General features: G+C 43.9%; 22 protein-coding genes. 13 read left to right on the top strand and 9 right to left on the bottom strand.

Features of this window, described 5'->3' with window-relative positions; translation table 11 throughout:
- Positions 1–8: 8 nt before the first annotated feature.
- The 5 genes from PBAL39_RS10480 to PBAL39_RS10500 form a co-directional block, all read right to left on the bottom strand.
- Positions 9–3,473, bottom strand: coding sequence for a TonB-dependent receptor (locus PBAL39_RS10480; RefSeq protein ID WP_232282933.1), 3,465 nt, complete (start codon positions 3,471–3,473; stop codon positions 9–11).
- 174 nt (positions 3,474–3,647) lie between these two features.
- Positions 3,648–4,613: a FecR family protein gene (locus PBAL39_RS10485; RefSeq protein ID WP_008241102.1), complete on the bottom strand. Its 966-nt coding sequence runs from the start codon at positions 4,611–4,613 to the stop codon at positions 3,648–3,650.
- A gap of 184 nt (positions 4,614–4,797) precedes the next feature.
- Positions 4,798–5,337: an RNA polymerase sigma factor gene (locus tag PBAL39_RS10490; protein WP_008241103.1), complete on the bottom strand. Its 540-nt coding sequence runs from the start codon at positions 5,335–5,337 to the stop codon at positions 4,798–4,800.
- 88 nt (positions 5,338–5,425) lie between these two features.
- Entirely contained in the window at positions 5,426–6,679 is a 1,254-nt protein-coding gene (locus tag PBAL39_RS10495) for a YdcF family protein (RefSeq protein ID WP_008241113.1), read from the bottom strand.
- A gap of 300 nt (positions 6,680–6,979) precedes the next feature.
- A complete protein-coding gene (locus PBAL39_RS10500; RefSeq protein ID WP_157273982.1) occupies positions 6,980–7,573 on the bottom strand; it encodes a hypothetical protein in 594 nt (197 codons plus the stop codon).
- A 383-nt stretch (positions 7,574–7,956) separates the two neighbouring features.
- Here PBAL39_RS10500 and PBAL39_RS10505 point away from each other — a divergent pair, with 383 nt between their 5' ends.
- The 3 genes from PBAL39_RS10505 to PBAL39_RS10515 are packed head-to-tail and all read left to right on the top strand — an operon-like array spanning position 7,957 to position 9,995.
- A complete protein-coding gene (locus PBAL39_RS10505) occupies positions 7,957–8,814 on the top strand; it encodes an SDR family oxidoreductase (protein ID WP_008241118.1) in 858 nt (285 codons plus the stop codon).
- Positions 8,811–9,068: an Atu4866 domain-containing protein gene (locus PBAL39_RS10510; protein WP_008241119.1), complete on the top strand. Its 258-nt coding sequence runs from the start codon at positions 8,811–8,813 to the stop codon at positions 9,066–9,068. Before PBAL39_RS10505 ends, PBAL39_RS10510 begins: the two co-directional genes overlap by 4 nt.
- A gap of 12 nt (positions 9,069–9,080) precedes the next feature.
- Positions 9,081–9,995 carry an AraC family transcriptional regulator gene (locus PBAL39_RS10515; protein ID WP_008241124.1) on the top strand — a complete coding sequence of 305 codons (915 nt, stop codon included), beginning with the start codon at positions 9,081–9,083 and terminating at the stop codon, positions 9,993–9,995.
- A 205-nt stretch (positions 9,996–10,200) separates the two neighbouring features.
- Here the strand turns inward: PBAL39_RS10515 and PBAL39_RS10520 are convergent, their stop codons facing one another.
- Genes PBAL39_RS10520 through PBAL39_RS24630 form a run of 3 tightly spaced genes read right to left on the bottom strand, consistent with a single transcriptional unit; the run spans position 10,201 to position 13,111 of the window.
- Positions 10,201–10,611, bottom strand: a complete 411-nt coding sequence (locus tag PBAL39_RS10520) for a hypothetical protein (RefSeq protein ID WP_008241126.1) — start codon at positions 10,609–10,611, stop codon at positions 10,201–10,203.
- A gap of 47 nt (positions 10,612–10,658) precedes the next feature.
- Positions 10,659–11,414, bottom strand: coding sequence for a LytTR family DNA-binding domain-containing protein (locus tag PBAL39_RS10525; protein ID WP_008241128.1), 756 nt, complete (start codon positions 11,412–11,414; stop codon positions 10,659–10,661).
- Positions 11,411–13,111, bottom strand: a complete 1,701-nt coding sequence (locus tag PBAL39_RS24630; protein ID WP_008241130.1) for a sensor histidine kinase — start codon at positions 13,109–13,111, stop codon at positions 11,411–11,413. The genes PBAL39_RS10525 and PBAL39_RS24630 overlap by 4 nt, the downstream gene beginning before the upstream one ends.
- Before the next feature lie 198 nt (positions 13,112–13,309).
- Between PBAL39_RS24630 and PBAL39_RS10535 the strand changes: the two genes are divergently transcribed.
- From PBAL39_RS10535 to PBAL39_RS10555, 5 genes are all read left to right on the top strand, one after another.
- Complete coding sequence (locus PBAL39_RS10535; protein ID WP_008241131.1) at positions 13,310–13,795, top strand: YdeI/OmpD-associated family protein; 486 nt, start codon at positions 13,310–13,312, stop codon at positions 13,793–13,795.
- A gap of 84 nt (positions 13,796–13,879) precedes the next feature.
- Complete coding sequence (locus PBAL39_RS10540; protein ID WP_008241132.1) at positions 13,880–14,209, top strand: helix-turn-helix transcriptional regulator; 330 nt, start codon at positions 13,880–13,882, stop codon at positions 14,207–14,209.
- Positions 14,210–14,263: 54 nt separating this feature from the next.
- On the top strand, positions 14,264–15,106 hold the full coding sequence (locus tag PBAL39_RS10545) for an arsenite methyltransferase (RefSeq protein WP_008241133.1): 843 nt from the start codon (positions 14,264–14,266) through the stop codon (positions 15,104–15,106).
- Between the two features lie 173 nt (positions 15,107–15,279).
- Entirely contained in the window at positions 15,280–16,194 is a 915-nt protein-coding gene (locus PBAL39_RS10550) for a S41 family peptidase (RefSeq protein ID WP_232282934.1), read from the top strand.
- 73 nt (positions 16,195–16,267) lie between these two features.
- The gene (locus PBAL39_RS10555; protein ID WP_008241137.1) at positions 16,268–16,717 is read left to right on the top strand and encodes a DUF2059 domain-containing protein; all 450 of its coding nucleotides are present in this window, start codon (positions 16,268–16,270) and stop codon (positions 16,715–16,717) included.
- Positions 16,718–16,862: 145 nt separating this feature from the next.
- On the opposite strand, the gene PBAL39_RS10560 is transcribed toward PBAL39_RS10555, so the two are convergent.
- A complete protein-coding gene (locus PBAL39_RS10560) occupies positions 16,863–18,347 on the bottom strand; it encodes a family 43 glycosylhydrolase (protein ID WP_008241139.1) in 1,485 nt (494 codons plus the stop codon).
- A 221-nt stretch (positions 18,348–18,568) separates the two neighbouring features.
- Between PBAL39_RS10560 and PBAL39_RS10565 the strand changes: the two genes are divergently transcribed.
- The 5 genes from PBAL39_RS10565 to PBAL39_RS10585 all read left to right on the top strand — a co-directional run bounded on the left by PBAL39_RS10565 (position 18,569) and on the right by PBAL39_RS10585 (position 24,560).
- Positions 18,569–19,099, top strand: coding sequence for a GNAT family N-acetyltransferase (locus PBAL39_RS10565; protein WP_008241141.1), 531 nt, complete (start codon positions 18,569–18,571; stop codon positions 19,097–19,099).
- 126 nt (positions 19,100–19,225) lie between these two features.
- The gene (locus tag PBAL39_RS10570; protein ID WP_008241143.1) at positions 19,226–19,780 is read left to right on the top strand and encodes an RNA polymerase sigma-70 factor; all 555 of its coding nucleotides are present in this window, start codon (positions 19,226–19,228) and stop codon (positions 19,778–19,780) included.
- 133 nt (positions 19,781–19,913) lie between these two features.
- Complete coding sequence (locus PBAL39_RS10575) at positions 19,914–20,933, top strand: FecR family protein (RefSeq protein ID WP_008241144.1); 1,020 nt, start codon at positions 19,914–19,916, stop codon at positions 20,931–20,933.
- Between the two features lie 107 nt (positions 20,934–21,040).
- A complete protein-coding gene (locus PBAL39_RS10580; protein ID WP_008241146.1) occupies positions 21,041–23,755 on the top strand; it encodes a TonB-dependent receptor in 2,715 nt (904 codons plus the stop codon).
- Between the two features lie 67 nt (positions 23,756–23,822).
- A complete protein-coding gene (locus PBAL39_RS10585) occupies positions 23,823–24,560 on the top strand; it encodes an SDR family oxidoreductase (RefSeq protein ID WP_008241147.1) in 738 nt (245 codons plus the stop codon).
- The last annotated feature ends 7 nt before the right edge of the window (positions 24,561–24,567 follow it).

The raw sequence follows: 24,567 nt of genomic DNA on the forward strand, positions 1-24,567 counted from the left end.
GTTGCTGATTAGAATGTTAGTTTGATACCAAGGTTATAGGCTCTGGCAATAGGATAATTTCCATAATCCACACCCGGTGCCATATTCGCCCCGTTATTTGTCGTTGCACCTGGTGCAAGGTTAGCACCCAGGCTGTAATCTACATCCGGATTGTATCCTTTGTACTTGGTGATCGTGAAGGCATTGTCTACACTTGCGAAAACCCTGACATTCTCTACTTTTATCTTTTTGGAAAGTGCCTTAGGGAAATTATATCCGATAGTGGCATTGGTCATCCTTAAATAAGAACCGCTCTGTAAGTAGAAAGACGATAAACGAGTGTTGTTACTCTGCGTTCCTGCACGGGAAGCACGGTAGTTTAACCCGCTGCCAGGCTGTGATGGCGACCTGTAACGGTCCGCAACTTCTACATACTGGTTACCTGAACCTTCGAAGTTGTACAGGTAATAATCCTGTCCGTCGAGCACCTGATTTCCATAAGAACCATTGAATGAAGCACGAAGGTCAAATGATTTGTAGGCTGCGTTGATGGCAAAACCATAAGTGAACTTGGCATAAGGTGTTCCGATAACCGTTTTATCCAGGTCATTTACGACACCATCTCCGTTTACGTCTTCAAAATAAAGATCACCTACTTTAGCAGGGTTGGATGAAGATGCCGATGGCGCTACCTTGCCCAGATTATCTTCAGTAATTCTGCCCAGCACTCTGAATCCATAGAACATACCGATCGGCTGTCCTTCCTGGGTGATGTGTGTTCTGTAAGAACGTTCAGCACCAGAAACAAGAATTGTACTTCCGTTACTCAGGTTTAATACCTTGTTTCTGTTCAGCGAGATGTTTCCGCTTAAGCCTAAAGTGAAATCGTTGCTCTGGATGATACGTCCGTCAACCTGGAAATCAAATCCTTTATTCTGAACCTTACTGTCGTCGAGGTTGGTCAGGATCGTTGAATTCGCAGTACCTGAAATGGATGATACCGGCTGGTCGTATAACAAGTTATAAGAACGGCTCAGGTAATAGTTGAAAATGAATGACAACCTGTTTTTGAAAACTGTGATGTCTGTACCAAAGTTATATTGTGAAGTAGATTCCCAGCCCAATGTCTGGTCGGTCATATCGCCTACCAATACACCAGAGCCAACTGTTCCGCTTCCAAATACGACACCACCCGGTGATTTTACGGTCTGAATCGCTTTATAATCAGCAATGTTGTTATTTCCGCTCAGTCCCCAAGAAGCCCTGAGTTTTACTGAAGAGCCTTCTCCAAGGAAATCGTTGTACCAATCTTCCTGAGACAAGCTCCATCCTGTAGCTACGGAAGGAAAAGTTCCCCATTTGTTTTGCGGACCGAATCGTGAAGATCCGTCGGTACGAAGTGAAGCCGTTACAAAATATTTACCGGCGTAGTTATAACCGATACGTCCGAAGTAAGACATTAAGGTAGTTTTTACTTTAAAAGCATTAGGTATAGTCAGCAAATCTGCTGCTGCACCGCGATCAGAAATCTCACCGATGTTATCGCTGGTGAAACCTTTCGCATTGATCCTGGTGAAGTCGATTGTATTTTGCTGTGCCGAATATCCAGCCAGCGCATTCAGGTCATGCTTACCGAACTTCTTTGTGTAGTTCAGCGTAAACTCTGCGAGTTTATCCAACTCAGTTTTGTTCTGAGCAATCGCATTTGCGTTGAGCATAGACTGGTTTGAATACGGAGGATTACCGCCACCCGCACTCAGGCTTGTAGGCAGGTAATAATCATATTTCTCCTGGTAAAGCTGTGCACCCAGGTTTGTCTTGAATGATAGCCCATCCAGGATCTGATAGGTTGCGTTGGCGTTGTAGGTACTTCTGTAACCTAACCTGTTGCTCTTTGTTTCCGCAACAGAAGCCAAGGGGTTTTCGATACCCTGAATACCAAATTCATTGGCGATGGCATTCATTCCATATTTAATAGGATTGCCATTTGCGTCCCTTGCCGGCAGGTAAGGAACATACAGCAAGGCTGCCATCATCGGGCTGAAACGTCCCTCACCAACCTCGTTATTGGTCGTCTGCGTGAAGGCTACGTTTGCTCCGACTTTCAGTCGTTCGCTCACATTACCGTCCACATTGGCCCTGAAATTCAGCGCCTTCATTGCAGTATTTCTGACGATACCATCCTGATCCTGATAGCCACCGCTCAAATAGTATTTCATATTGTCATTACCACCTGAGAAGGAAAGGTTATGACGTTGAAAGAATGCATTTCTATACAACTCATCCTGCCAGTCTGTATCGACTGTAGGCGCAATCAATCGCTGGTTTGCAAAGTCATAAATATCAGTAGGGATGCTCACTGACGATCCGTTACCTACGTTTTTGATCCTTGTGGCATTGTCGTCAGAATACATCGCATCCGTCCAGGTTTTACCGCCATTTACGACAAAGTCTTTGTAAGCGTTGTTACGGGCATCGATAACCAGTTCTGCAAACTGAGAACCATTCAGCAATTTCACTTTTTTACCCAGTTGGGTGATGCCACTCTGTACATCATAAGAAAATTTTCCTTTGCCATCTTTTCCTCTTTTGGTGGTGATCAGCACCACACCACCCGCTGCCCTTGATCCATAAATCGCAGACGACGCCGCATCTTTAAGGATGTCGATGGTTTCAATATCTTCAGGGTTGATGAAAATATTGTTCCCAGCAGGGTATCCGTCAACTACATATAAAGGATCCGAACCCGCCGTCAGTGAACTGGTACCACGAACACGGATTTTTGTACCTGCGTAAGGTGCACCACTGGTTTGTGACACCTGCACACCAGCAACCTTACCCACGAGGGCCTGCCCTACCGTTGGTGCTGTCAGGTTCATTTCTGATGCTTTCACACTGCTGATCGATCCTACCACATCTGACTTCCTGATCTTCTGGTAACCGATGGCTACCACTTCCTGAAGGGAGTTGCTCGATTCCTGCAGTTTGATGTTTACAGTTTTCTGGTTGGTGATGGTGACGGTCTGTTTGTCGTAACCGATGTAGTTGAAACTCAGCTTAGAACCAGATGCCACGCTGATGGAGTATTTACCTTCAGCATCTGTTCCTGTTTTTTTACCAGAAGTCTCATCAACAACCGTTACACCTGGCAAAGCTCCATTTTTTGTATCCGTAACAGTACCACTTACCAGAACCTGCACGTTGTTGTTCACTACAGGCTCTTCCACTTTTACAGGTGCCGCTGCAATTTCCTGCTTTTGCACTTTAATCAGTACGTGGCTGTCGTCCACCTGGACTACATTACCTTTGTAATCTCTTAACAGTTGTTTCAAAACGGCATAAACAGACTTTGACTCAACGGTCATCGTTACCCGTTTTTTAACGTCCAGGACGTTATCATAGCCGATAAGGAAGTTGGACTTTTCCTCTACTACTTTTAACACCTGCTTTAAGGTCATGTTTTTCGCAGAGAAGGAAATCATTGTGTTGTTCATGTTTTGCGCACTGGCAGCAAATCCCCGGAGGTTTAGCGGCAGAAAAAACACAAGAAGTAACATTACCCTCAGCAAGCCGGATGAAATGCTCCGTTTCGCAGATTGCAAACATGGGATTAGATAAAATTTTCGCATTTGATTAAATTAATTGTGATTATTTGTTGGGTTCTTTTTTTACTTAATAGAAGTGATGATTACTTTTCTTCCGTTCATATGGTAGGTTGTACCCGTCAGGGCTGACAATACATTGAGTACTTTGTCGGCACGTTCATTATGAAAACTCAGGGTATATTTTTTGGGGTCATAAGCCGCATCCATGGTGATGTCGAGGTCATACCACCTGCCCAGCATCCGGACGATTTCCGGATAAGAAGCATTGTCGAAGTTCAGGTGGTTGGTACGCCAGGCGCTGATGGAATCAGCATTTGCGGCTTTAACAAGGTGGCTTTCGCGCGTTTTGTTGTAAACGAGTGCCTGATTGGGAAGCAGTAATTTTGAGAAGGCAGCCCCTTTGTCGGAGGTTACCTTCTGCTGCACATTAACTTTACCGGCGGCGACGGTAACTTTAACCTGCTCATCATCTGCATATGCTTTTACATCGAAGGAAGTACCGAGCACAGTGGTCTGGATTTTCCCTGAATAAATAATAAAAGGTCTGGATTTATCGTGCTGCACATTGAAGAATGCTTCTCCGACCAGTTTAACTTCTCTTTTTGTTTTCCCGAACTTCGAGGAGATGAAGACACTTGATCCTGAATTCAGGAATACCGTAGTGCCATCCTGAAGTGTCACTTCTTTTTTAACACCATTTAAAGACCTGATCTCGGTGTAACTCTCGGGCAGCTCTACTTTTGGTTTGTTCCTTACTTTAATGACCAGGCCGGTTCCCAGCAGCACCAGAAATACTGCAGCAGCCTGCAGCCATCTGAAGTTTAGTCTTCTTCGCTTCGGGCCCTCCTCCGTCATCATTGCGATCCTGGCATCAAGGTCAGCAAATACAGCTGAGGCTTCATCAAGGCTCAGCTTTTGCACCTCTTGTCCCTGATGACTTTCATACCATGCTTCGACCAGTCGGCGCTCTTCTGCGGTCGCTGTTCCATCCTGGTATCTTCTAAATAATATATTAATCCGGTTGTCCAAAACTATCCTTTAGTTACAGCACGGTCTCGGAGCCTGAATGTCCTTTAAGGAATTGTTAACTTTACATTAGGTTTTTAATACCTGGAAAAATATTCGGGACAAGGGGATTCTGCGCATTTCAGCGAAGGTATAGATCACGAAAAAAAAAGATTTGGGTGTAGACTACTTCAACATGAGGTATGTATTACTTCAGCATGAAAAGAAACAGTGCAAGCATTTCAGGATGCGTCTGCTTCAAGGTAATTCTCAATCGTTTTAGTGCTTCGGAAATATTATTGCGGACTGTTTTTTCAGAAATGTTCAATAAGTCGGCAATCTCACCGTTTCGCTTCCCTTCGTTCTTGCTGAGGATATAACACTGACGAGTGGTTTCCGGAAGTTTTTCAACGATGTCATTGATCTGCTGGTAAAGTTCCTTCGCCATGGTACCTTCCTCGGCAGAATGATCCAGGGTATTCAATCCTTCAAGTAACAGTGTTTCATTTTTGAGCTGTATATTTTTCCTGCGGAAGGCAGAAATGACATGGTTTCTGGAGGCCACGTAGAGGTAGGGTTTAATGTCGCGAACTTCAGCCAGGCTATCCCGCTTCAGCCAGAGTTCCATAAAGATCTCCTGCACTACATCTTTGGCATCCTCCACATCAGAAATGCGAAGATTTACCATGGCAAAAACACTCTTTTTATGTTCTTCGTAAAACTCCTGAAATAAATCTCTGTCCATCATGATCCCTTCATGCTCACCTTTCGCACAAAAGTAGGCCTAAGCTATATTCATGACATTACCACAATGTTAACAAAACATTAATCGCGACTTATGGGTCCATTGGTTCATCAAAGTCAATCTGCAGCGCGCTGGCGAGCGGATAAAACTCAGCTTCGGTATCAGAAAGTCTTTTGCCGTTTTTAAAAGGAACATATCCGAGTTCCTGGGAACATCTTTCCTGAAGCACACCTGTGATGTAATCGCTCTGCGACTTGGCTGTTGAGCTGATGCAAGGTTTATCCATCGGCAAACCGTATCTGAAAATCAGCCTCGCACAATTCCTCAGGTTTGTGGTGGTGTGTCTTGCATGAGGTTCCATGAGGATCGCCCGTTCGGGTATCTGCAGGTTTTCCATCAGAAATTTTTTCATTTCTACAGCCTCATTATATTTCGTTTTAAAGGGATGCACACATCCTCCGGAAACCATGATAAAGGGTGCAACACCATTTCTATATTGCATCGCTGCCAGCCTGCAACGCAGCATCCCACCGGCACTGAGCGCCACTTCCGGCTCCTCGGGCCCCTCACCGGGCACCAGGATCAATGTATATTGATACTGATCCCATTTTATTTTTTTCGAGTGCTCATAAGCCGCCTTATTCACTGTTTCCGTCATCGGCTCATACTCGCCCGCCTGATTGCGCTCATTGATTTCCAGGCTATGCAGTGCAAACAGCATTGACGATGAGAAAAACAGTGAATCCCGGGCTTCCTTAACTGACAACTGTTCATTGAGGGCCAGCAATTCAGGGTAACGCTTATCCCTGACATTGAAACTGATGGAATCGATTTTTACGTAGTTTGGCTTCGCTCCTCCCGCATAGACATCAATGGTATGGTTTATGGCTCTGGCATCCTGCTCCCATGCATTGATGAGTGTTTTTTGGAGATCAGTGTTTTGACCCAACTGATAACATCCCGAGGGGATCAAATGCTTTGTCACCAGGTTAGCCAGCGCATTATCTTTCTGATATAATTCAGCTAACCTCGCACTCACCGCTTTAACTTCCTCATCACTGAATTTTGCCGCATTGATATAACAGGCGACATCCTTTCCACAATTCTTTACCGCATCCTCCATTGCCTTCTGCTTCTCCAGCCTTATTGTGCAGAGTTGTTTGTCGGCTGCCAGCAGCTGCTTTAGCCCGCTGGTCTGACCCAAAAGTGTCAGGAAGTAATAGTTTTTTTGTGCCACAGCACCGACCCCGGTAACCAGTCTATACCTGGGATCCGGCGATTGTAGCTGCGCAAATGTGCTTACAGAAATTAAGAGAAAAAACAGAATAATGATGCAACGTTTCATTCCGCAAAAGTAGCAATTGAACCGGCTGGAATGAGTTAATAATTTATTACGTATTGGTTAATAAACCAGATGTGCGGCAGTATCGATCTGTTCTTTTCCATCCGCGTTTTCATTATACCGCTCAAAGAGATCAGCTTTCTTCTTAATGATTAAACACGTTTCATTTTGCTCCTTATTGGTTTGAAAATGCTCATCTCCCCGGCTCAATAATCCGGAGATTTGTGAAGTTAATCATACCATTAAATAAAATCACAATGAAAAATCTTCAGGATACCGCAGATAAACTTGCTATAATTGCTGTCAGTATCGAATGTTTGCCCTATTTTTCAGAAAATCCTGATGTTTCTCTTTGATATATAGCACGATATCATAATCCGTAGCGGTTTCCACCCATTTGTGATCCGGGCGGAACTCAGATATAAAATCATCCAGATCTTTACCTTCCAGCTGAGTGATTGCAATAATCTGCTTTTTATTAAATCTGGCATCGATTTCATCCAACTGATATTCACTTTCCAATTTACGCTGCAGACGCCTGGCATCCTTTCCTTCTTTACTTAACGCACTGAAGACTTTATTTACATTGACAGCGATGCCTACCGGCGTGACATTGACCATATTTTTTATATCCCCTTTCTGATAGATGCTTTTATAAAGCACCTTATTCAGCTGATATTTTTCCAAAGGCGAAGTACGTCTTCCCCTGATCCTCACTTCTTCCAACGCGATCGATCTTTTTACCATACCGATGTTGATGAATTGCTCATTGAATACGATGACCGTATCTGGACGATAGCCTTTTTTAGAGATGATGATGGAATCACCCATGAAGGCATTTAAAGAAAAAGCTCCATCTCTTCCTGAAAGCGCCATACCATTAGTCCTTTTATCCATCAGATAGGCCGAATCAAGTAAAATGTGAGTTTCGGCGTCATAAATCCGGCCGGAAAACCGGGTAGTTTGAGCGTGGCAAATTGCACCATAAGAGACCAGCAATGCGCAAATAAAAAAGATTTTATACATCCACAACTAGCCTTACACATACATCACCAATTATCATCTTAAATACCATCGCTTAATTATTTTTTTAGCAGCAACTGTGAATCAGGGAGCAAATTCAGCATTATGACATTCAGAAACAAAAGGTTAACATCTTTTAACAACTTATTGCTATAGACCAGAATTGAATCCAAATGAGATTTGCCTACAACAATCCAAGGATCGGCTACATCAGGCAGGAGGTGATATCCCAACTTTGTATCATCAAACCATAAACAATGACAACTACAAAACAACAAAACGAAAAAGTATGGTTCGTGACCGGTGCATCCAAGGGATTAGGCGCGGACCTTGTACAACGACTATTGGCTGAAGGCTACAAAGTGGCGGCTACCTCAAGAAAAAAGCAAAGCATGGTCGACCTGATCGGCGAACATGAAAATTTTCTGCCTTTGACAATGGATGTAACCAGCAATCACGATGTAAAAAAAGCCATCGACCAGGTGGTTGATAAATTTGGAAGTATCGACATTGTGGTCAATAATGCAGGTTATAGCCAGATTGGAGCCATTGAGGAACTGACGGATGCAGAAGTGAAAAACAACTTCAACGTGAACGTATTTGGCCCTTTAAATGTGATCCGCAATGCAGCACCGTATTTAAGAAAACAACGCGCTGGACATATCTTTAACATTGCGTCTATCGGTGGCTTCGTGGGCGACTTCGCGGCATTTGGCATCTACTGTTCTACGAAATTCGCCATGGCTGGTTATACCGAAGCTTTGGCTGTCGAGATGCAGCCATTCGGCGTGCACACTACACTAGTTTATCCTGGTTATTTCAGAACGACCTTTTTGGACAAAGATTCGGTGATGGTACCTGCAAGCCCGATTGAAGCGTATGCGAATGCACGTGAGGTCGAAGCGCAGCACCTGAAAGAAATCAATGGCAATCAACCTAATGACCCGAAAAAGGCTGCTGAAGTTTTTATCGAGCTTAGCAAACAAGAAACTCCGCCGGTGCATTTCTTTATGGGCATTGATGCCGCAGCATTGGTAAATTCAAAGGTCAGGACCATCGAACTGGCGCTGGCCAATAACTTGAAACTGACAGAATCTACTGCAATTACTGAATGATGAAAAAGACAATTGAAGAGACAAAAGATTACATCGGTATGTGGGTGACAGAAGATGGTTTTGTACGCCATGAACTGCTACCCGAAGGACGATATGATGAAGCCCGGGGCAATCGGCAGAGTGCCTATCAGGGTGACTATTGGGTAACAGGTGATCACATTGAATACAAAGATGATACTGGCTTTGTCGCAGATGGCGACTTCCGTGATGGCATTTTATACCACGGCGGCATGATCTTTCACAAGGAAAATTAATTATATTAGACTATGAGTAACACATTCCGCTTTTCTGCGCTTAAGGACCTGCATGCCTACTATGGTCTGCCTCAGCCTGAGCATCCGCTCATCAGCGTGATCGATTACAGCAAGGTAAAATATCCTGAAGGTGCCCAGGACCTGAAATGGATACAGGATTTTTACATTTTTGCACTAAAGCGGAATGTTGCCGCCAAGTTCAATTACGGTCAGCAACCCTACGACTTTGACTCCGGTGTATTGTCTTTTTTTGCTCCCCGTCAATTGTTGCAGGTAGAGATTGATCCTGACGTGCAGGTGAACCCCTCGGGCTGGCTGCTACTGCTTCATCCTGATTTCTTATGGAACACACCGCTGGCGGAACAGATCAAAAGACATGATTACTTTCAATATAAGGTCAATGAAGCTTTGTTCCTTTCTGAAAAAGAAGAAATGGTAATTGCTGAAATATTCAGGAACATAGAGAAAGAATACCTGTCGAATATGGACAGTTTCAGCCAATCGTTAATCATTAACCAGCTGGAGTATCTGCTGATTCATGCGGACAGGTTTTATAACCGGCAATTTTTAACCCGAAAAATCAGTAACCATCAGATTTTAGTCAAACTGGAGTCACTGCTAGACGGCTGTTTTACAGATGATCAGCTGATTGAAAAAGGCCTGCCAACTGTTCATTTTGTGGCAGAGCAGCTGAACATTTCAGCGAACTACCTGAGCACGATGCTGAAGGTCCTGACAGGCCAGAGCACCCAGCAGTTTATTCACGACAAACTGATTGAGAAGGCAAAAGAAAAGCTTTCCAATACTGAGCTGTCTGTATCTGAGATTGCATACAGCCTAGGTTTCGAACATTCCCAGTCCTTCAGCAAACTGTTTAAGACTAAAACCAATCAAACACCCCTGGAGTTCAGGTCATTTTACAATTGAGCTGTTAATTTTATATCAAACAGAAGGGTGAATCCTCCTCTACTGTCCATTTACTACCATGGTGCTGAAGTTCCAGTTCATGATAGCGGTCCCTGAATTTTCAGGGATCTTTCTACCGCCTCATCAAAATTTAATTTTCTCATATTCCAGTTTGTATCATATCACCTACGGTCGACTTCATCTATTATCACTTTGTTTGTTTTACCTACTTCAGCACGACAAGGGTGATGCCCGCAGTGGTCATGTTTTTATGGTTATCCATGACATGAAGCAACAGCTTGTAGGGGCCTGCCGTGATGGGCACTTTGAGCATTGCATTTTTCAAGGAGCCGACGACGACATCTGGAATGGCGACAGGCGGCCTTTTTTGCGTTGCGGCGTCCCGTAGCTCAGCTTCAGCAAAGAGCTCCCACTTGGCCGTTAAAGGATCGTTTTCAGGATCGGCCACAGCTACTTTGATCAGGTACATTTCTCCGGGGTTGAGGTAAGCCTTACTGGGCTCTTTTTTGCCGTCAATCATGAGGTACTCAATTTTCGGTGCTTTGTTTTTGGTCTGGCCCTGCAGCGTTCCTGTTAAAGCAAGCAATGCAGCAAGTAAAGAGGTAAATGTTCTCATAAGTCTCAATCGGACTAAGATAAGGGATATTTTGATTTTACCACAAGCTAATAACCGAGGTCAGCAAGTCTGAGTTTCACCATTTCCCTGTTCTGCCGGGAGATGGGTACCTTTTGCAGGTTTTCCAGCAGTAAGGTACCTCCATCTTCTTTGAGGTGGCTTTTTATACAATGCAGGTTTACAAGATGCGACTGATGGGTGCGGATAAAGTCATGGGGTTTGAGCAGGTCAGCAAATTCTTTGAGCGTTTTACAAACCAGTACCTGCTCGCCACTGTTAAGGTGAAAAGTGGTATAATTGTTTTCTGCCTCGCACCTGACCACGTCGGTAATCTTTACATAAACCGTCTCTTTTAAAGTTGGCAGTGCGATTTTTGGCTCTCTGTTACCGTACTTCATGTAGGTCAGCAAGTTTTCAATATTCAGATTTTGCTTTTTCTCATTTATTCTGGATTCTGCTTTGGAAACGGCAGCTTTGAACTCAATGATGTTGATTGGTTTTAAAAGATAGTCCAGGGCTGAAAATTTGATTGCCTGTATGCCGTATTTATCATAGGCGGTAATAAAAATCACTTCAAACTTGATTTCAGGCAGTGCTGTCAGCAGATCGAAACCTGAGCCCTGCTGCATTTGAATGTCAAGAAAGAGCAGGTCCGGTTGATGTTCAGCAATGATTTTAATCCCGTCAGAAATATTTTCAGCAGTTGCTGCGATCAGCAAATCAGGGCAGTGCTTAGCAATGATCAATTGTAAGTTTTCAATATTGTTGGCTTCATCATCTATAATAACGGCCTTTATTTTCATGAGATCCAGTTTGTGAGTCGAATATTAATGATTGTTCCTGTGTTACTGGAATCAACGGTCAAAGTTACAGATTGGCCTTTATAAATCTGATTGAGTAAAAGTACCCGTTCTTCACTTAATTTCATTCCGTAACCCATGAAGTTATTGTTCTTAATAAATCCATGGCCATTGTCTTGAACTGATAGTACGAGGTCGTTATCCTCTTGAGCGATGTTGATCACTACGTTGCCGGATTCTTTTAATCCAGAAACTCCATGTTTCACTGCATTTTCGACAAAGGGTTGCAGCAGCATGGCCGGAATTTCAATATTGGCCTGATTTAAATGTTCATCAGCGTTAATCTGATAGTTAAACCCGAACCGCAGCTGTTCCATCTGCAGGTAATCATCCAGGATTTTAAGCTCATCTTGGATACTGAGCATCTCTTCATTGCCTGTGTCCAGCACTTGCCTGGTGAGACCGGAGAATATGGAAAGATAATAATTAGCAGATTCTATTTTGTTTTTATTGATCAGGTTCTGAATGGAGGTCAATGCGTTGAACATAAAATGAGGATTGAGCTGCGACCGTATGGATTTCAGCTTCAATCTGGCCAGCTGCTTTTCTCTGGTTGAAGCATTCAGCTTACGCTGGTTACGTCTGTAATAGATGTAAAACAACAAAGCAACACCCGAGAGTGTTGCAATTAGATAAGGAAGTGCTTGTTTGAGAGATACTTTCTTATCTGTTACTGGTGGAGGTTTTACCTCGAAGGGGATGTACAGTACCTGGTTGTCTTCATACCCCACCCGTATCACTTTTAGCCGATATTTTCCGGGCTTTTTGATAAATTCCTCTTTCACCGTAAATCGGTCATCCAGCAGGTAGTAAGCGATTTGTTTGTATCCTGCAGAATCCCCATCGAGCTTTTCAATATATATGGTGTAGGGTATCGTCTCATGCCTCCTGAAATGAAGTGACATCTGGTTAACTGAATCCTGAGGAAAAACAACATCTAAAGGTGATCCAGTGGCATGATCCACTTTCTTTGCATATCCCCGGTTCTCCTTTGGATCTTTGAGTTCAAAGAAATTGCTTGGTGTATTAACGATCAGACTTTCTATGTAAGGCTTGAAGCTGGCCCTCCAGTCGTAAATGATCCCATCTCTGATCTTATAGTTCTTTGTGTTGACAACCTCAACCAGAATTGTTCCCCCTGGCTCTTTGAAGGTCCCTATTGCACCATAAGGCTCATGGGCTCCATATTTCTGTTCCAACTTAGAAATCGGCGACCAGGGAACAATTTCGATGCTGTCGTTTTTAACGACATGATACCTATAGTCCTGAATATTGTCCTTGTTAATGCCCATTGCGACCAGGACTGCCTCTGAGCTATCAGAAATAATGTAACTGGTGTACGTTTTGTTAATTGCAGTAACAGGTGCGCCGGTAAAATTGGTCAACGTAGGGCTTAATTTCGTAAACAGTCCAATTTCGTAACGCCCTTTTAGAATAGCTGTTTGAGCAGCCTTTTGTTGATTGAGATAACCGACTGCCATGGAAAGGTTTTTATCATCTGTACTATAGTAAGATGTAGAAGTGCTGGTGTGAAAGATAAAATGTTCTCCAAATACCCAGGACTTATCCTGTGCAAAACCTTTAGACCATAACCCTGCCAGCAGCAGTATTGCAGGTAATAATGAGCGTATTTTTTTCATGATGTGTAAGTTTAAGTGTTATTGATTACATCACAAAAATGTATTTTCAAATCGCGGCCGGCAATCGGCAATGAGCATTTGGAAGCTTCTACTTAGAATTGGGTTAGTTTTAGGTTGTGGTTGCTAAATTGAGTATTTTTATTCCGGATCTATTTGGCTTCATTCCGGATCTATTTACCCCTAACCATCACCATTTGAATGGAAAAACAACAATTACCTATTATACAAGGATCTTTTCAGATTGCTAAAATGCCCGGAAAGGGCGGCTGGAGCTTTGTCACCTTTGATGCCATTGACAAACAGTTTCGTGAAAAATTTGGAGTCGTCAATGTTTGGGGTTTTATTGACGATTTCCGTTTGGACAGCTACGGGCTGATGCCAATGGCCAATGGCGGATTATTTCTTCCGATCAAGGCAGCAATCAGAAAAGAGATCGGGAAACAAGAGGGCGATTGGGTAAGCATTCGTCTGTATCCCAAAACCATATCATCTGCCGGCGATGACGATTTATTGTTATGTCTGCAGGATGAACCGGAAATACATGAATTGTTCAAAATGTATGCTGAAGCAGAGCAACAGGCTTTTACAAATTGGGTGAATGCTGCAAATGGCGATGAACAACGTGCAGAGCGTATTGCAACAACTATGGATATGATTTTAAGGGGCAAAAAGCGCGCTGATTAAAGAACTATTTAAATTTTAGGAAGCACATTTTAGTTAAATATTTGCTTATCACAGCTAACTATCGTAATATTGCGATACAGAATTATGGGACTTACAAAAACAGAGATATTCACCGAACAACAAAACAGATTGGCTGTAATGTTAAAAGCAATGGCACACCCTGCACGAGTTGCGATTCTTGAGCACATCATCAAAGCTAATGCCTGCATTTGCGGCGATCTGGTTACAGAACTCGGTCTGGCACAAGCCACCATCTCTCAACACCTCAAAGAACTTAAAAATGCAGGTTTAATACAAGGAACAATTGAGGGAGTTAGTGTGTGTTATTGCATTGAACCAAAAGCATGGGCACAATTACAAAATGAGCTGAGCATTTTCTTTACCTCGTATAAAGATCCGGGCAGTTGCTGCTAAAAAAATTTGGCTATATACATCGCAATATTACAATTATACACTCAATATAAAACTATGAATACAGATCAAGAACTAAAGGAACTGGTAAAGCAGAAATACGGTGAAATCGCTTTACAATCCAAAGAAGAAAATCAGGCTTCCTGCTGTGGAGCTGGTGGATGTTCTACAGAGATATATAACATCATGAGTGACGATTACACCCATTTGGAAGGTTACACCGAAGATGCAGATTTAGGTTTGGGTTGTGGACTGCCGACACAATTTGCAGGAATTAAAAAAGGCGATGTTGTGATTGACCTTGGAAGCGGTGCTGGTAACGATGCTTTTGTAGCGCGTGCGGAGACAGGCGAGACTGGAAAAGTAATTGGTATTGACTTCACACCTGCCATGATCAAAAAAGCGCGTATCAACGCTGAAAAACTGGCCTTTCATAATATAGAATTCCGTCAGGGGGATATTGAACACATGCCTGTAACCGCAAATGCTGCTGATGTTATCGTGAGCAATTGTGTACTAAATCTGGTGCCGAATAAGGATGGGGTTTTTAAAGAAATATTCCGTGTATTAAAGCCAGGTGGCCATTTCAGCATTTCTGATGTGGTATTGGTGGGTGATCTGCCAGAAGCGCTACGTTCAGCTGCAGGGATGTACGCCGGTTGTGTGAGCGGTGCGGTCCAAAGAGAGGAATACCTGCGCCTAATTGAAGCTAACGGTTTTAAAGGTATGCTAGTGCAGAAGGAAAAAGCAATCGTGATCCCGGATGACATTTTGCAAGATTATATGGACGACGCAGGCATCGCTGCATTCAAATCTGGTGATACGGGAATTTTCAGCGTGACGGTGTATGCGGAGAAACCGGCTGAGCTGGCCTGCTCAGGGCCGGGATGCTGCGATTAAGCCCAACATGAGATGAAAAAAAATTTAATACTAGAGGTTCATCATCATGTTCCTGATACATTTGGGTTCGGAAAATTTTGATATCTTACATCGAAATTAATGCTGCCATGAATCCCCGTCATAAACTGATTATCCTGCTCTTGCTTTTAACTTGTTTCAACTTACAGTCTTGTGTGGAGGATCAGAAAGCTTTAACACAAAAAGACGTCTATTTATTGATAGATGTCCTCCGAAAGAATTTAGAAGAACAATATTTTGATAAGGACAAAGCCATTAAGCTATCAAAAAAATTATTGGAGATGAAAGAGCAGCAGCAGTTTGACGGGATTTCCGCAGAGGAGGCCACTGAGCGGATCACGACGATGCTTCGACAAGAAACCAGGGACAAGCATTTTAACGTCATGGCTTATCATAAGACGGCTTCCGCGCAGAACGCCAGTCAAGCAGAGACACCTTTCACGGGGGGGATTACGCAGGTAAAGATGTTAGATCAGCAGGTTGGTTACATCAGGTGGGATGCCTGTGTTGCGGGCGATGAGGCATTTAAGAAAATACAACAGGCCTTGGATTCTGTAGCCGACTGCGAACAACTGATTATTGATATTTCTGAAAATCCCGGTGGAGATGGTGCAAGCAGTGCTTTCCTGAATCAATTTCTGTATCAAACAAAAGACTATCAAAGCCTTCTGATAAAAAAATGTACGGGTGAGCCGAACTGGCATCAAAGCGAAGTTACTTTTAATTACAAGGAAGGTCCCGCATTATTCGACATCCCTCTTTACATCATTGTCTCCGACAAGACCTTTTCAGCTGCTGAGTACTTTGCATTTACTGCCAAAGAAATGAAAAGAGCTACCATCCTCGGGAAAACAACGGCAGGCGCTGGAAATCCTGGCCAGGGAACAGGTGTCTCACTTGAGGAATCCGATATCGCATTCTGGATGTTCATCCCGAACTGCCAGATCACTACGCGATCGGGACGATCGATAGAGGGCGTTGGCGTAAAACCCGATGTAGAGTTGAGCTCCCAGGATTGGCTCAAAGAAACCATCGCTTATGTCCGAAAAAAGAAAGAATCCCGATCCTGAGAATGGGAAAAACTGCTGTTGGCGTACCTGCCGACAGACCATCATACATTTCTTAAACAAATAAAAACATCATATGAAAACAACAATTTTAACCGTGCTGCTGGGATTAGTTACCACATTTTCTTTTGGACAAGATACGACCAGTTACAGATCATCATTAAAAAAGATGATGCAGATATCTGGTTCAGAAACTGCTTACAAAGGGGTATTGGTACAAATGATTGCGATGTTCAAGCAACAGCAGTCAGGCGTACCCGAAGGATTCTGGGACGAATTTGAGGCAGAAGTAAGTAAGGATGCTTTTAACAAACTCATAAATATGGTGCTCCCGATTTATCAAAAGCATTTAACAGAAGCAGATTTACTTGCAGTGATTGCTTTTTATGAAAGCCCCGCAGGTAGGAAATTCGCGGAAAAAACCCCTCTGATCAGCCAGGAATCGATGATTGCTGGTCAGGAATGGGGTAAGCTAATAGGCCAGCAGGTGGTGGACAAGATGAAAGACAAAGGCTATCTCCATTAGAAAATAGACCAAGTTTACCTTATAAATTTCTATGAAACCATCTGCGTCAGCAATAGTTCCGGATTAAGTTATAAAAACAGCTGACGCTTTTCAATCAGGTGGAAAAGCGTCAACTGTGACACATTATTAGGAAAAAAGGTTAAGCCTAAGGCGCTTCGAACTTCCAATATTGAGGAGCTGCACCATTCCATGTCCAGGTTCTCACATCAGCTCCAGGTGTGGCATCACCATTTACGATATCCAGGACATTGTTCCCGGCTTTGGCCATGATCCGGTACCAGCCATCACCTACAGACTCAATACGCCATTGCTGACAATCATTAGAGAACACATCCCATACCTGTACGTTGGCACCGCGTTCGATAGAACAGGCGTCCAGATCCAGTGATTTATGGGTTGGTAATTCTGAAAGTATCTTATAATAGCCATTGTTCAGATAGGTCAGGTTCCATTTTTGTCCGGCGCAGGTTGTCCGTGTCCAGGTCCTTACATCTGCATTTCCGGTAGCACAGCCTGCAATATCGAGGTACAAACCTGCACCAGAAGTTGTATTGACCTTCGAGCGGATGGCGTACTGACCATTAGGAATCGGGTTAGGTGTCAAACAAGACGCGGTACCGGCGGATTGGGTAACTCCGGAAACGCTGATGTTGATTGGCATGATGTTACCTGCACCATCAAAGAACATCCGGTCGATGGCCACCTGCCGCTCATGGATATTGGTACTGGTACGCCTGTGATAAACAAAGAAATATTCCTCACTACATCCTGGTTTGCTGATGACAGCATTATGTCCCGGCCCTTTTATCGCACCCAGTGCTGAGGTGATCCGTCCTTTGGTAGTCCAGGGTCCCATCGGATTGGATGAGGTCGCATATTCCACATGGTAATCATCACTGCTGAAGTCATTTATAGAGTACATGAGATAATAAGTACTATTTCTTTTGATCACATACGGAGCCTCAAAGTAATTGGACGGTTTATCATGACTTCTGGTACCCGTCAGCGAGATCATGTCAGTATTCAGTCGCTGAACGTTGAAGGTGGTATTTCCCCAGTACATGTAAGCCTGACCATCTGTATCGATAAATACCATTGGGTCTATCGGATCCGTTCCGTCACCGGTAGCCAGCGCAGTCCCCTTATCCACAAAAGGGCCGGTCGGACTCGTGCTGACCGCCACTCCTATCTTCTTCGCCGCGGTATAATAGAAATAATAATTTCCATTACGGGCAACCACTGATGGTGCCCAGCCATCCGTTTGTGCCCAGCTGACATTCGCTAGATTCAAGACAATGCCTTCGTCCGTCCAGTTCAGGAGATCTGTCGATGAATAGGCGTGGAACTGACTGGCATTCGGCCCTGTGGCCGTTGGATAGATGTAGTATTTGCCATTTGCATAAATGATATCCGGATCGGCAGTTGCGACGGGTAAAATAGGATTACCACTCATTAAATCAACGGACAGGAGGCTGACTGCATTGCCAGATTTTACCGGGTTATTGAGATCAGGACTGGACGCAGTGTCCGGTTCTTTTTTTGTACAGCCTGCGATCACAGCGGTGATAATTACAGCACAGCTGAGCATACGAAATGCACCCGGCCATTGGCTTTTGATAGTTTTTTCCATACGGTTTTATATTTTGGTTAACCCTAATCTACAAGCTATTACTGTACATATCTGATCAAAAAATTCACAAATCGTATCATCTTTATCGTCAATCACCATCTGTTCAAATTTGATTCGTAAACTTTAACTTTTATAACGACATCATAGCCGTTAAAACCTAATGCAATTTTCATTGGATTTCCGAAAACTATAATGCTACTTTTATAAACTAAAGCATCACCATGACCATTGACCTGCAACCCACATTGGAAAACGAAGACATCATCCTTTGTCCTTTAGCCGAAAAGGATTTTTCCGTTTTATACGCTGCAGCAGCTGATCCTGAGATCTGGCAGCAACATCCGAACAAAGACCGATGGAAAGAAGAAGTGTTCCGCAACTTTTTTGAAGGCGCCCTGGAAAGCGGTGGTGCATTCCGTATCATTGACAGGTCTACCGGTTTGACCATCGGCAGTACGCGTTTTTATGATTACCGTCCTGAAAACAACAGCATCTTTATCGGTTATACATTTTATGCTACCGCTTACTGGGGTAAGGGCATTAACCCCAAGGTAAAAAAGCTGATGCTGGACTACATTTTCCAATTTGTAAATCGGGTTTACTTTCATATTGGGGCAGAAAACTTACGCTCACAGATTGCAATAGGCCGGTTACATGCCGTAAAAATCGCTGAGGAGGAAATCCCCTATTTTGGAGAAATGCCAAGACTCAATTTCCTTTACGAAATTCAGAAAGCAAGCTGGACCTGTTAAAACTATCGACACAACAAATTTACAATGTGGCGCCGTGGCTGATGCCGTAACACTGAATTGACAAATAAATACTATTATTTAGAATTATTCCAAGCAAATATATAGCTTTGGACAAAAATCTAAATATTGGATCAAAATCAGCATTTCAGTAGTGACCAGGGTGTCTTTATCTTGAAGATAGATGAAGAGCGTTTTGAGCATGCTTACAGGACATGCTGGAAAGATGTCTACGGAATCATCTTCCATTACACCCGTGACGAGGAAATTGCAGAGGAGGTCAGCCAGGATATTTTCGCTTCCTTGTGGGAGCGCCGTAAAAATATAGAGATCAGGACCTCGATTGAAAGGTATCTCTACCGGGCAGCGAAGCTGGAGTCTTTTGAATACCTGCGCACCAGCAGCAGTCATAGGACACATCTGCAGTCTGCGCTCAGCAACGCAATTGAAGGAAAAAACTACACCGAAGAGCAGATCCTATTTAACGAGCTGAATGCTAACATCAGTTCACTCGTCTCTCAGTTATCATCCCGCTGCAGGGAGGTGTATCTATTGAGTCAGGAACATGGGATGAACAATAAAACGATCTCCGCCAAATTGCTCATTTCAGAAAAAACCGTCGAGTATCACCTCTACCGTGCGATTAATTTTCTTAGGGACAACCTGCAAGCCTCCCGTTGTTAGTGAGACTAAAAAATAACACAACTCATAATCAACACCTTACATAAAAATCTATTTTTTTTTCATATTTATCCAAGGGAAAAAGCCTGCTTAAACAGCTTATCTGTATGAAGGCATCAGAAGTAGACCTCTTGATATGAAAATAAACAAGGAAATTATACAGCGTTATCATATTGGTCAATGCAGCCCGGAGGAGCGGGAGCTCGTGGAAGCATGGCTAATGAATGACGATGTGGAATGGAGTTACCCGGAACATGTCAGTCTTGACCATTTAGAAAACAAAGGCTGGGAAAAATTATCCGGCCGCTTTAAATTTCAGCAGCAGTCGACAGCCCCGCTTGCGGAACAAACGAATACACCAGTTGTCTCAACATTCGATACCAAACGGAAAAAATGGAGCACATCGCTTGGCATCGCTGCCAGCCTGTTGCTTATCGCGGCGGCGGGTTACTTTTTCCTGAACTTTCAGCGATACAAGAACAGTCCCGCAGTACAATACAGACAGGTAGCTGCAAAAAACGGTGAAAAGGTTACATTAAAGCTGCCCGATGGTACCCTGGTGCATTTGAATTCCGGAAGTACAGTACGATTTCCAAATAGGTTCCCGGATACTGCAAGGATGATTGATTTTAGTGGTGAAGCTTTCTTTGATGTGGCGAAAGATCCATCAAAACCTTTTTACATCAGCACGAGGAATACCAGTATCAAGGTGCTTGGCACACACTTTAACCTACGCTGCTACCCTTCTGAGATTTTTACCGCCGTGGTGGTGGCAGAAGGCAAAGTTCGTTTTATGGGGCCTAAAGGCCATGCGCACCTGATCCTCACTGCCAATCAGATGGGTTTATTTTCCACACCTCCCGTTCATGACGCTACAAGTACGGGGAATATGGTCAAAACTAACGTATACGCCAATAAGTACACGAGCTGGAAGGAAGATCAATTGATTCTGGACAACATGACTGTTGAGGAAATTCTCCCCGTGCTCGAGCGATGGTATAATGTAGAGGTAGAGATAAAGAATAACCGTCTTATTAAGGAGCGTTATACCGGCAGTTTTCTGAAGCCAGCATTAACAGACGTTTTGGAAAGCATCAGTTTCGCATTGAAATGCCACTACAAAAAAAATCACCAGGGTTCATTTATCATTTACTAATACGACATCACAAATATCAATAAAAAAAGACCCAGGTTCGGTCGGCAAACTTCATCCTGGGTCCAATTGCCAATCAATTCATCATTAACTAACAACAAAACAAAAGTATGTACAAACTATGTACCCTGACGAAAAAAAGCGTAACAATCCTGCTTTTCATTGGTTTTCTGATCTGGAGTCCAATTTACGGCATTGCACAACAGAAATCAGCACTTGATAAAATTGTAACTATCGAATTGGCCGAAATGAGCCTTGCAGACGCACTCAGTGCCTTAGGTGATCAGTCGGGCTTAAAGTTTTCTTACAGCAGCACACAGCTTGACGTGCAGCGCAAGGTAAAGTTAAGTGCAACTCAGAAATCCGTACGACAGGTGTTGACAGAACTCCTTGGGAAACAATTGAAAAGCCTGAGTCTGAAAGCAGATGTAGTCACGATACAGACTTCAGCAGGAAAAGGAAACATCAAAGGATCAGTAAAGACCAGCGACGGTAAACCAGCGCCCTTTGTAACGGTAAGCATTAAGGATGTAAAAAGCACCCAAGCAGACGAGAAAGGTGATTTCATGCTGAGAGATGTGGAAGCCGGCAATTACAGACTGGATGCCAGTTATGTTGGGATGACCACCCAAAGCAGTCAAATTAAGGTCTTGGCCGGTGTGACGATCACAGAAAACTTCAGACTGGCAGCAAACAGTCAGGAGCTCACTGAGATAGAGGTGAACGGCAAGATGGTCAACAAATTCGTTGTCCGCAAGACAGAAACAGTGGCTAAGCTGCCGCTAAAAAACCTGGAAAACCCTCAGGTATATACGACCATCACCCGATCTCTACTGAATGAACAGATCACTACAGACCTCACTGACGTCCTGAAAAACACGCCTGGTATCTTAAAGATGCAAGGTAGCATCGGCAGAAGTGGTGACGGAGCAGTTTATTATAATTTACGTGGTTTTCCTACACGAATTTCCATGGTTGATGGCATCGCCGGACAAACCAACGGAGACATCGACCCTGCCAATATTGAGAAAATTGAGATACTCAAAGGCCCTTCCGGAACCTTGTTCGGAGGTGCGCTCACGACTTTCGGCGGGTTGATCAATGTCATCACCAAAAAGCCCCTGGATACTCTCGGAGGAGAAATTGGATATACAACAGGAAACTTTAACCTGAACAGGCTTACTGCCGATATTTATGGGCCGCTAAATGACGATAAAAGCCTGCAATTCCGCGTCAATGCAGCCTATCATAAAAGATCGAGCTTTCAGGATGCAGGGTTCAGGAAATCTACGTTTGTAGCTCCAGTGATCTCTTACCGTATCAATGAAAAAATGGAAGCCATACTAAATGCGGAGTTTTACGACTATGAGGGTACCAATCCTTCCATTGTGTTCCTGCACCGCACGAGGAGTTACATTGCTACAACACCAAAGGCACTAAACTACGACTGGAACAGGTCGTTCACCTCCAATGACATCACGCTGAAAGCCCCTGCCTCAAACATCCACGGACAGCTGAACTATCAGATTTCCGGCAACTGGAAGTCGCAAACAAGTGTATCGAGAAATACCCGCAAGACTGATGGCATGTACCAGTACCAGTTTATACGCGGTGCTTCGAGCGATGAACTGGTGGAAAGAAACGTACAGTTGCAGAACTACGAAGGAAACTATACCGCCCTGCAGCAGAATTTCAATGGCGACTTTAAAATTGGCGGCATGAGACACAGAATGGTAGTGGGACTGGATTACCTGAACCAGACGACCTATAATAACAATTCCGCTATCGTGAAGTTTGACACAGTAAGCGCAGTTAATGGTGACCTTCCGGCCAAATATGGAACCCTGACCAGGGCGAAAGCAGAAGCTAAAATTGCGGCGCTCACAGGCGTGGGTACAGCTGGCGCTGTGGTGAAGAATTACAATTCGAGCAATATTTACAGCGCATATGCTTCTGATGCCATCGACCTGACGGATCAGTTGCTGGTGCTACTCAGTTTGCGCGTCGACCGCTTCCAGAGCCTTGGAACGATGAACCTGGCGACCAATACACTGCTGGTCAATACAAAATATTCACAAACGGCCTTGTCGCCTAAATTCGGACTCGTTTATCAGTTGATTAAAGACAAAGTTTCTGTCTTTGGTAATTACATGAATAGTTTCAGCAATGTTCCCCCTGTTGCTCAACCTCTTGGTGACATCTCAGGCACCTTCAAACCGCAGCAAGCCAATCAGTTTGAGGGAGGCTTGAAAATGGATCTCTTCGGCAACCGGATGAGTTTCACCGCCAGCTACTACGACATCGAAGTAAAGGACATTACCAGGGACGAGGTATTGAACAGGGAGGGTATTGACTACAATATCGTTGTCCAGAATGGCACCCAGCGTAGCAAAGGATTCGAATTTGAACTGATCGCCAATCCAGTTACGGGAATGAATGTGATTGCAGGCTACAGTTACAATCATAGCAAGCTTACCCGTTCTTCAAAGGCCCTTGAAGGCCGCCGGCCAGCATCAGCAGGGCCGGATGAGCTGATCAACATCTGGGTTAGCTATGTACAGCCCGATGGATCACTAAAAGGACTGGGCGCAGGCTTCGGTGCCAATCACTCCGGAAAATATCTTTCCGGGAACTCGGCCACGACGGGCGTCTTTACTTTTCCTTCCTATACGTTGCTGAACGGCACCCTCTTTTACGAGATGCGCAGGTGCAGAATTGGCATCAAGGGTGATAACCTTACCGATGTACTTTATTTTACCGGACAGGGCGTTTTGAGCGCGCAAATGCGACGTAGTCTTTCTGCCAATGTCACTTTTAAGTTTTAAATACTGAAACAGTCACCAGAGTTATCCATAATGTTGTCCGTATTTTTGGATAACAAAAGAAAAGACTATGAAAAGCTTAAAAGATAAAGTGGTACTCATTACCGGAGCGTCAAAAGGGATCGGTGCCGATATGGCCGCAGCATTTGCCGAAGAAGGTGCAAAGGTGGTGATCAATTATGCAAGTAGTGCAGGTCCTGCTGAGGCACTGCTCAATGGCATCCGCGAGAAGGGCGGTACGGCGATTACCTTCAAAGCAGATGTGAGCAAGGAAGAAGAGGTAAACAGTCTGTTTGATGCGGCGATCAACGAATTTGGGCGGATCGACGTACTGATCAATAATGCCGGTGTGATGGAAACAAAGTTACTTAAAGACCACTCCGTTGATGACTTCGACCGTCATTTTAACATCAATGTGAAAGGTGTTTTCCTCAGTATGAAAGCCGCAGCGACCCGGCTTGCCGACAATGGGATCATCATCAACCTGTCTTCATCTGCAACAAGGCTGATGTTCCCCGGTTATGCCATTTACACCGCTACCAAAACTGCTGTAGATCAGATGACACGCGTGTTCTCGAAGGAAATAGGAAGAGGCATCTCAGTGAATGCAGTAGCGCCAGGACCAACGGGTACGGATTTGTTCCTGAATGGAAAATCTGAAGAGGTGCTGGAAAGACTGGCAGGCAGTAATGCTTTTGGCAGGATTGCAGACCCGAGAGACATCACTAAAGTCATCCTTTTTATGGCTTCAGATGATTCCAAATGGATTTCAGGACAGGTCATTGGTGCCAATGGTGCCATGGCATAAATAATTT

Origin of the sequence: Pedobacter sp. BAL39, assembly GCF_000170795.1 — a bacterium.
Classification (GTDB): domain Bacteria; phylum Bacteroidota; class Bacteroidia; order Sphingobacteriales; family Sphingobacteriaceae; genus Pedobacter.

Excerpts from the sequence above, each read along its gene's own strand:
- PBAL39_RS10585 (WP_008241147.1), top strand. The coding sequence starts at position 23,823 with ATGAAAAGCTTAAAAGATAAAGTGGTACTCATTACCGGAGCGTCAAAA.
- PBAL39_RS10565 (WP_008241141.1), top strand. The coding sequence starts at position 18,569 with ATGACCATTGACCTGCAACCCACATTGGAAAACGAAGACATCATCCTT.
- PBAL39_RS10560 (WP_008241139.1), bottom strand. The coding sequence starts at position 18,347 with ATGGAAAAAACTATCAAAAGCCAATGGCCGGGTGCATTTCGTATGCTC.
- PBAL39_RS10520 (WP_008241126.1), bottom strand. The coding sequence starts at position 10,611 with ATGAGAACATTTACCTCTTTACTTGCTGCATTGCTTGCTTTAACAGGA.
- PBAL39_RS10540 (WP_008241132.1), top strand. The coding sequence starts at position 13,880 with ATGGGACTTACAAAAACAGAGATATTCACCGAACAACAAAACAGATTG.
- PBAL39_RS10555 (WP_008241137.1), top strand. The coding sequence starts at position 16,268 with ATGAAAACAACAATTTTAACCGTGCTGCTGGGATTAGTTACCACATTT.
- PBAL39_RS10515 (WP_008241124.1), top strand. The coding sequence starts at position 9,081 with ATGAGTAACACATTCCGCTTTTCTGCGCTTAAGGACCTGCATGCCTAC.
- PBAL39_RS10575 (WP_008241144.1), top strand. The coding sequence starts at position 19,914 with ATGAAAATAAACAAGGAAATTATACAGCGTTATCATATTGGTCAATGC.
- PBAL39_RS10535 (WP_008241131.1), top strand. The coding sequence starts at position 13,310 with ATGGAAAAACAACAATTACCTATTATACAAGGATCTTTTCAGATTGCT.
- PBAL39_RS24630 (WP_008241130.1), bottom strand. The coding sequence starts at position 13,111 with ATGAAAAAAATACGCTCATTATTACCTGCAATACTGCTGCTGGCAGGG.
- PBAL39_RS10510 (WP_008241119.1), top strand. The coding sequence starts at position 8,811 with ATGATGAAAAAGACAATTGAAGAGACAAAAGATTACATCGGTATGTGG.
- PBAL39_RS10500 (WP_157273982.1), bottom strand. The coding sequence starts at position 7,573 with ATGGATAAAAGGACTAATGGTATGGCGCTTTCAGGAAGAGATGGAGCT.
- PBAL39_RS10505 (WP_008241118.1), top strand. The coding sequence starts at position 7,957 with ATGACAACTACAAAACAACAAAACGAAAAAGTATGGTTCGTGACCGGT.
- PBAL39_RS10480 (WP_232282933.1), bottom strand. The coding sequence starts at position 3,473 with ATGAACAACACAATGATTTCCTTCTCTGCGAAAAACATGACCTTAAAG.
- PBAL39_RS10490 (WP_008241103.1), bottom strand. The coding sequence starts at position 5,337 with ATGATGGACAGAGATTTATTTCAGGAGTTTTACGAAGAACATAAAAAG.
- PBAL39_RS10545 (WP_008241133.1), top strand. The coding sequence starts at position 14,264 with ATGAATACAGATCAAGAACTAAAGGAACTGGTAAAGCAGAAATACGGT.
- PBAL39_RS10525 (WP_008241128.1), bottom strand. The coding sequence starts at position 11,414 with ATGAAAATAAAGGCCGTTATTATAGATGATGAAGCCAACAATATTGAA.
- PBAL39_RS10495 (WP_008241113.1), bottom strand. The coding sequence starts at position 6,679 with ATGAAACGTTGCATCATTATTCTGTTTTTTCTCTTAATTTCTGTAAGC.
- PBAL39_RS10580 (WP_008241146.1), top strand. The coding sequence starts at position 21,041 with ATGTACAAACTATGTACCCTGACGAAAAAAAGCGTAACAATCCTGCTT.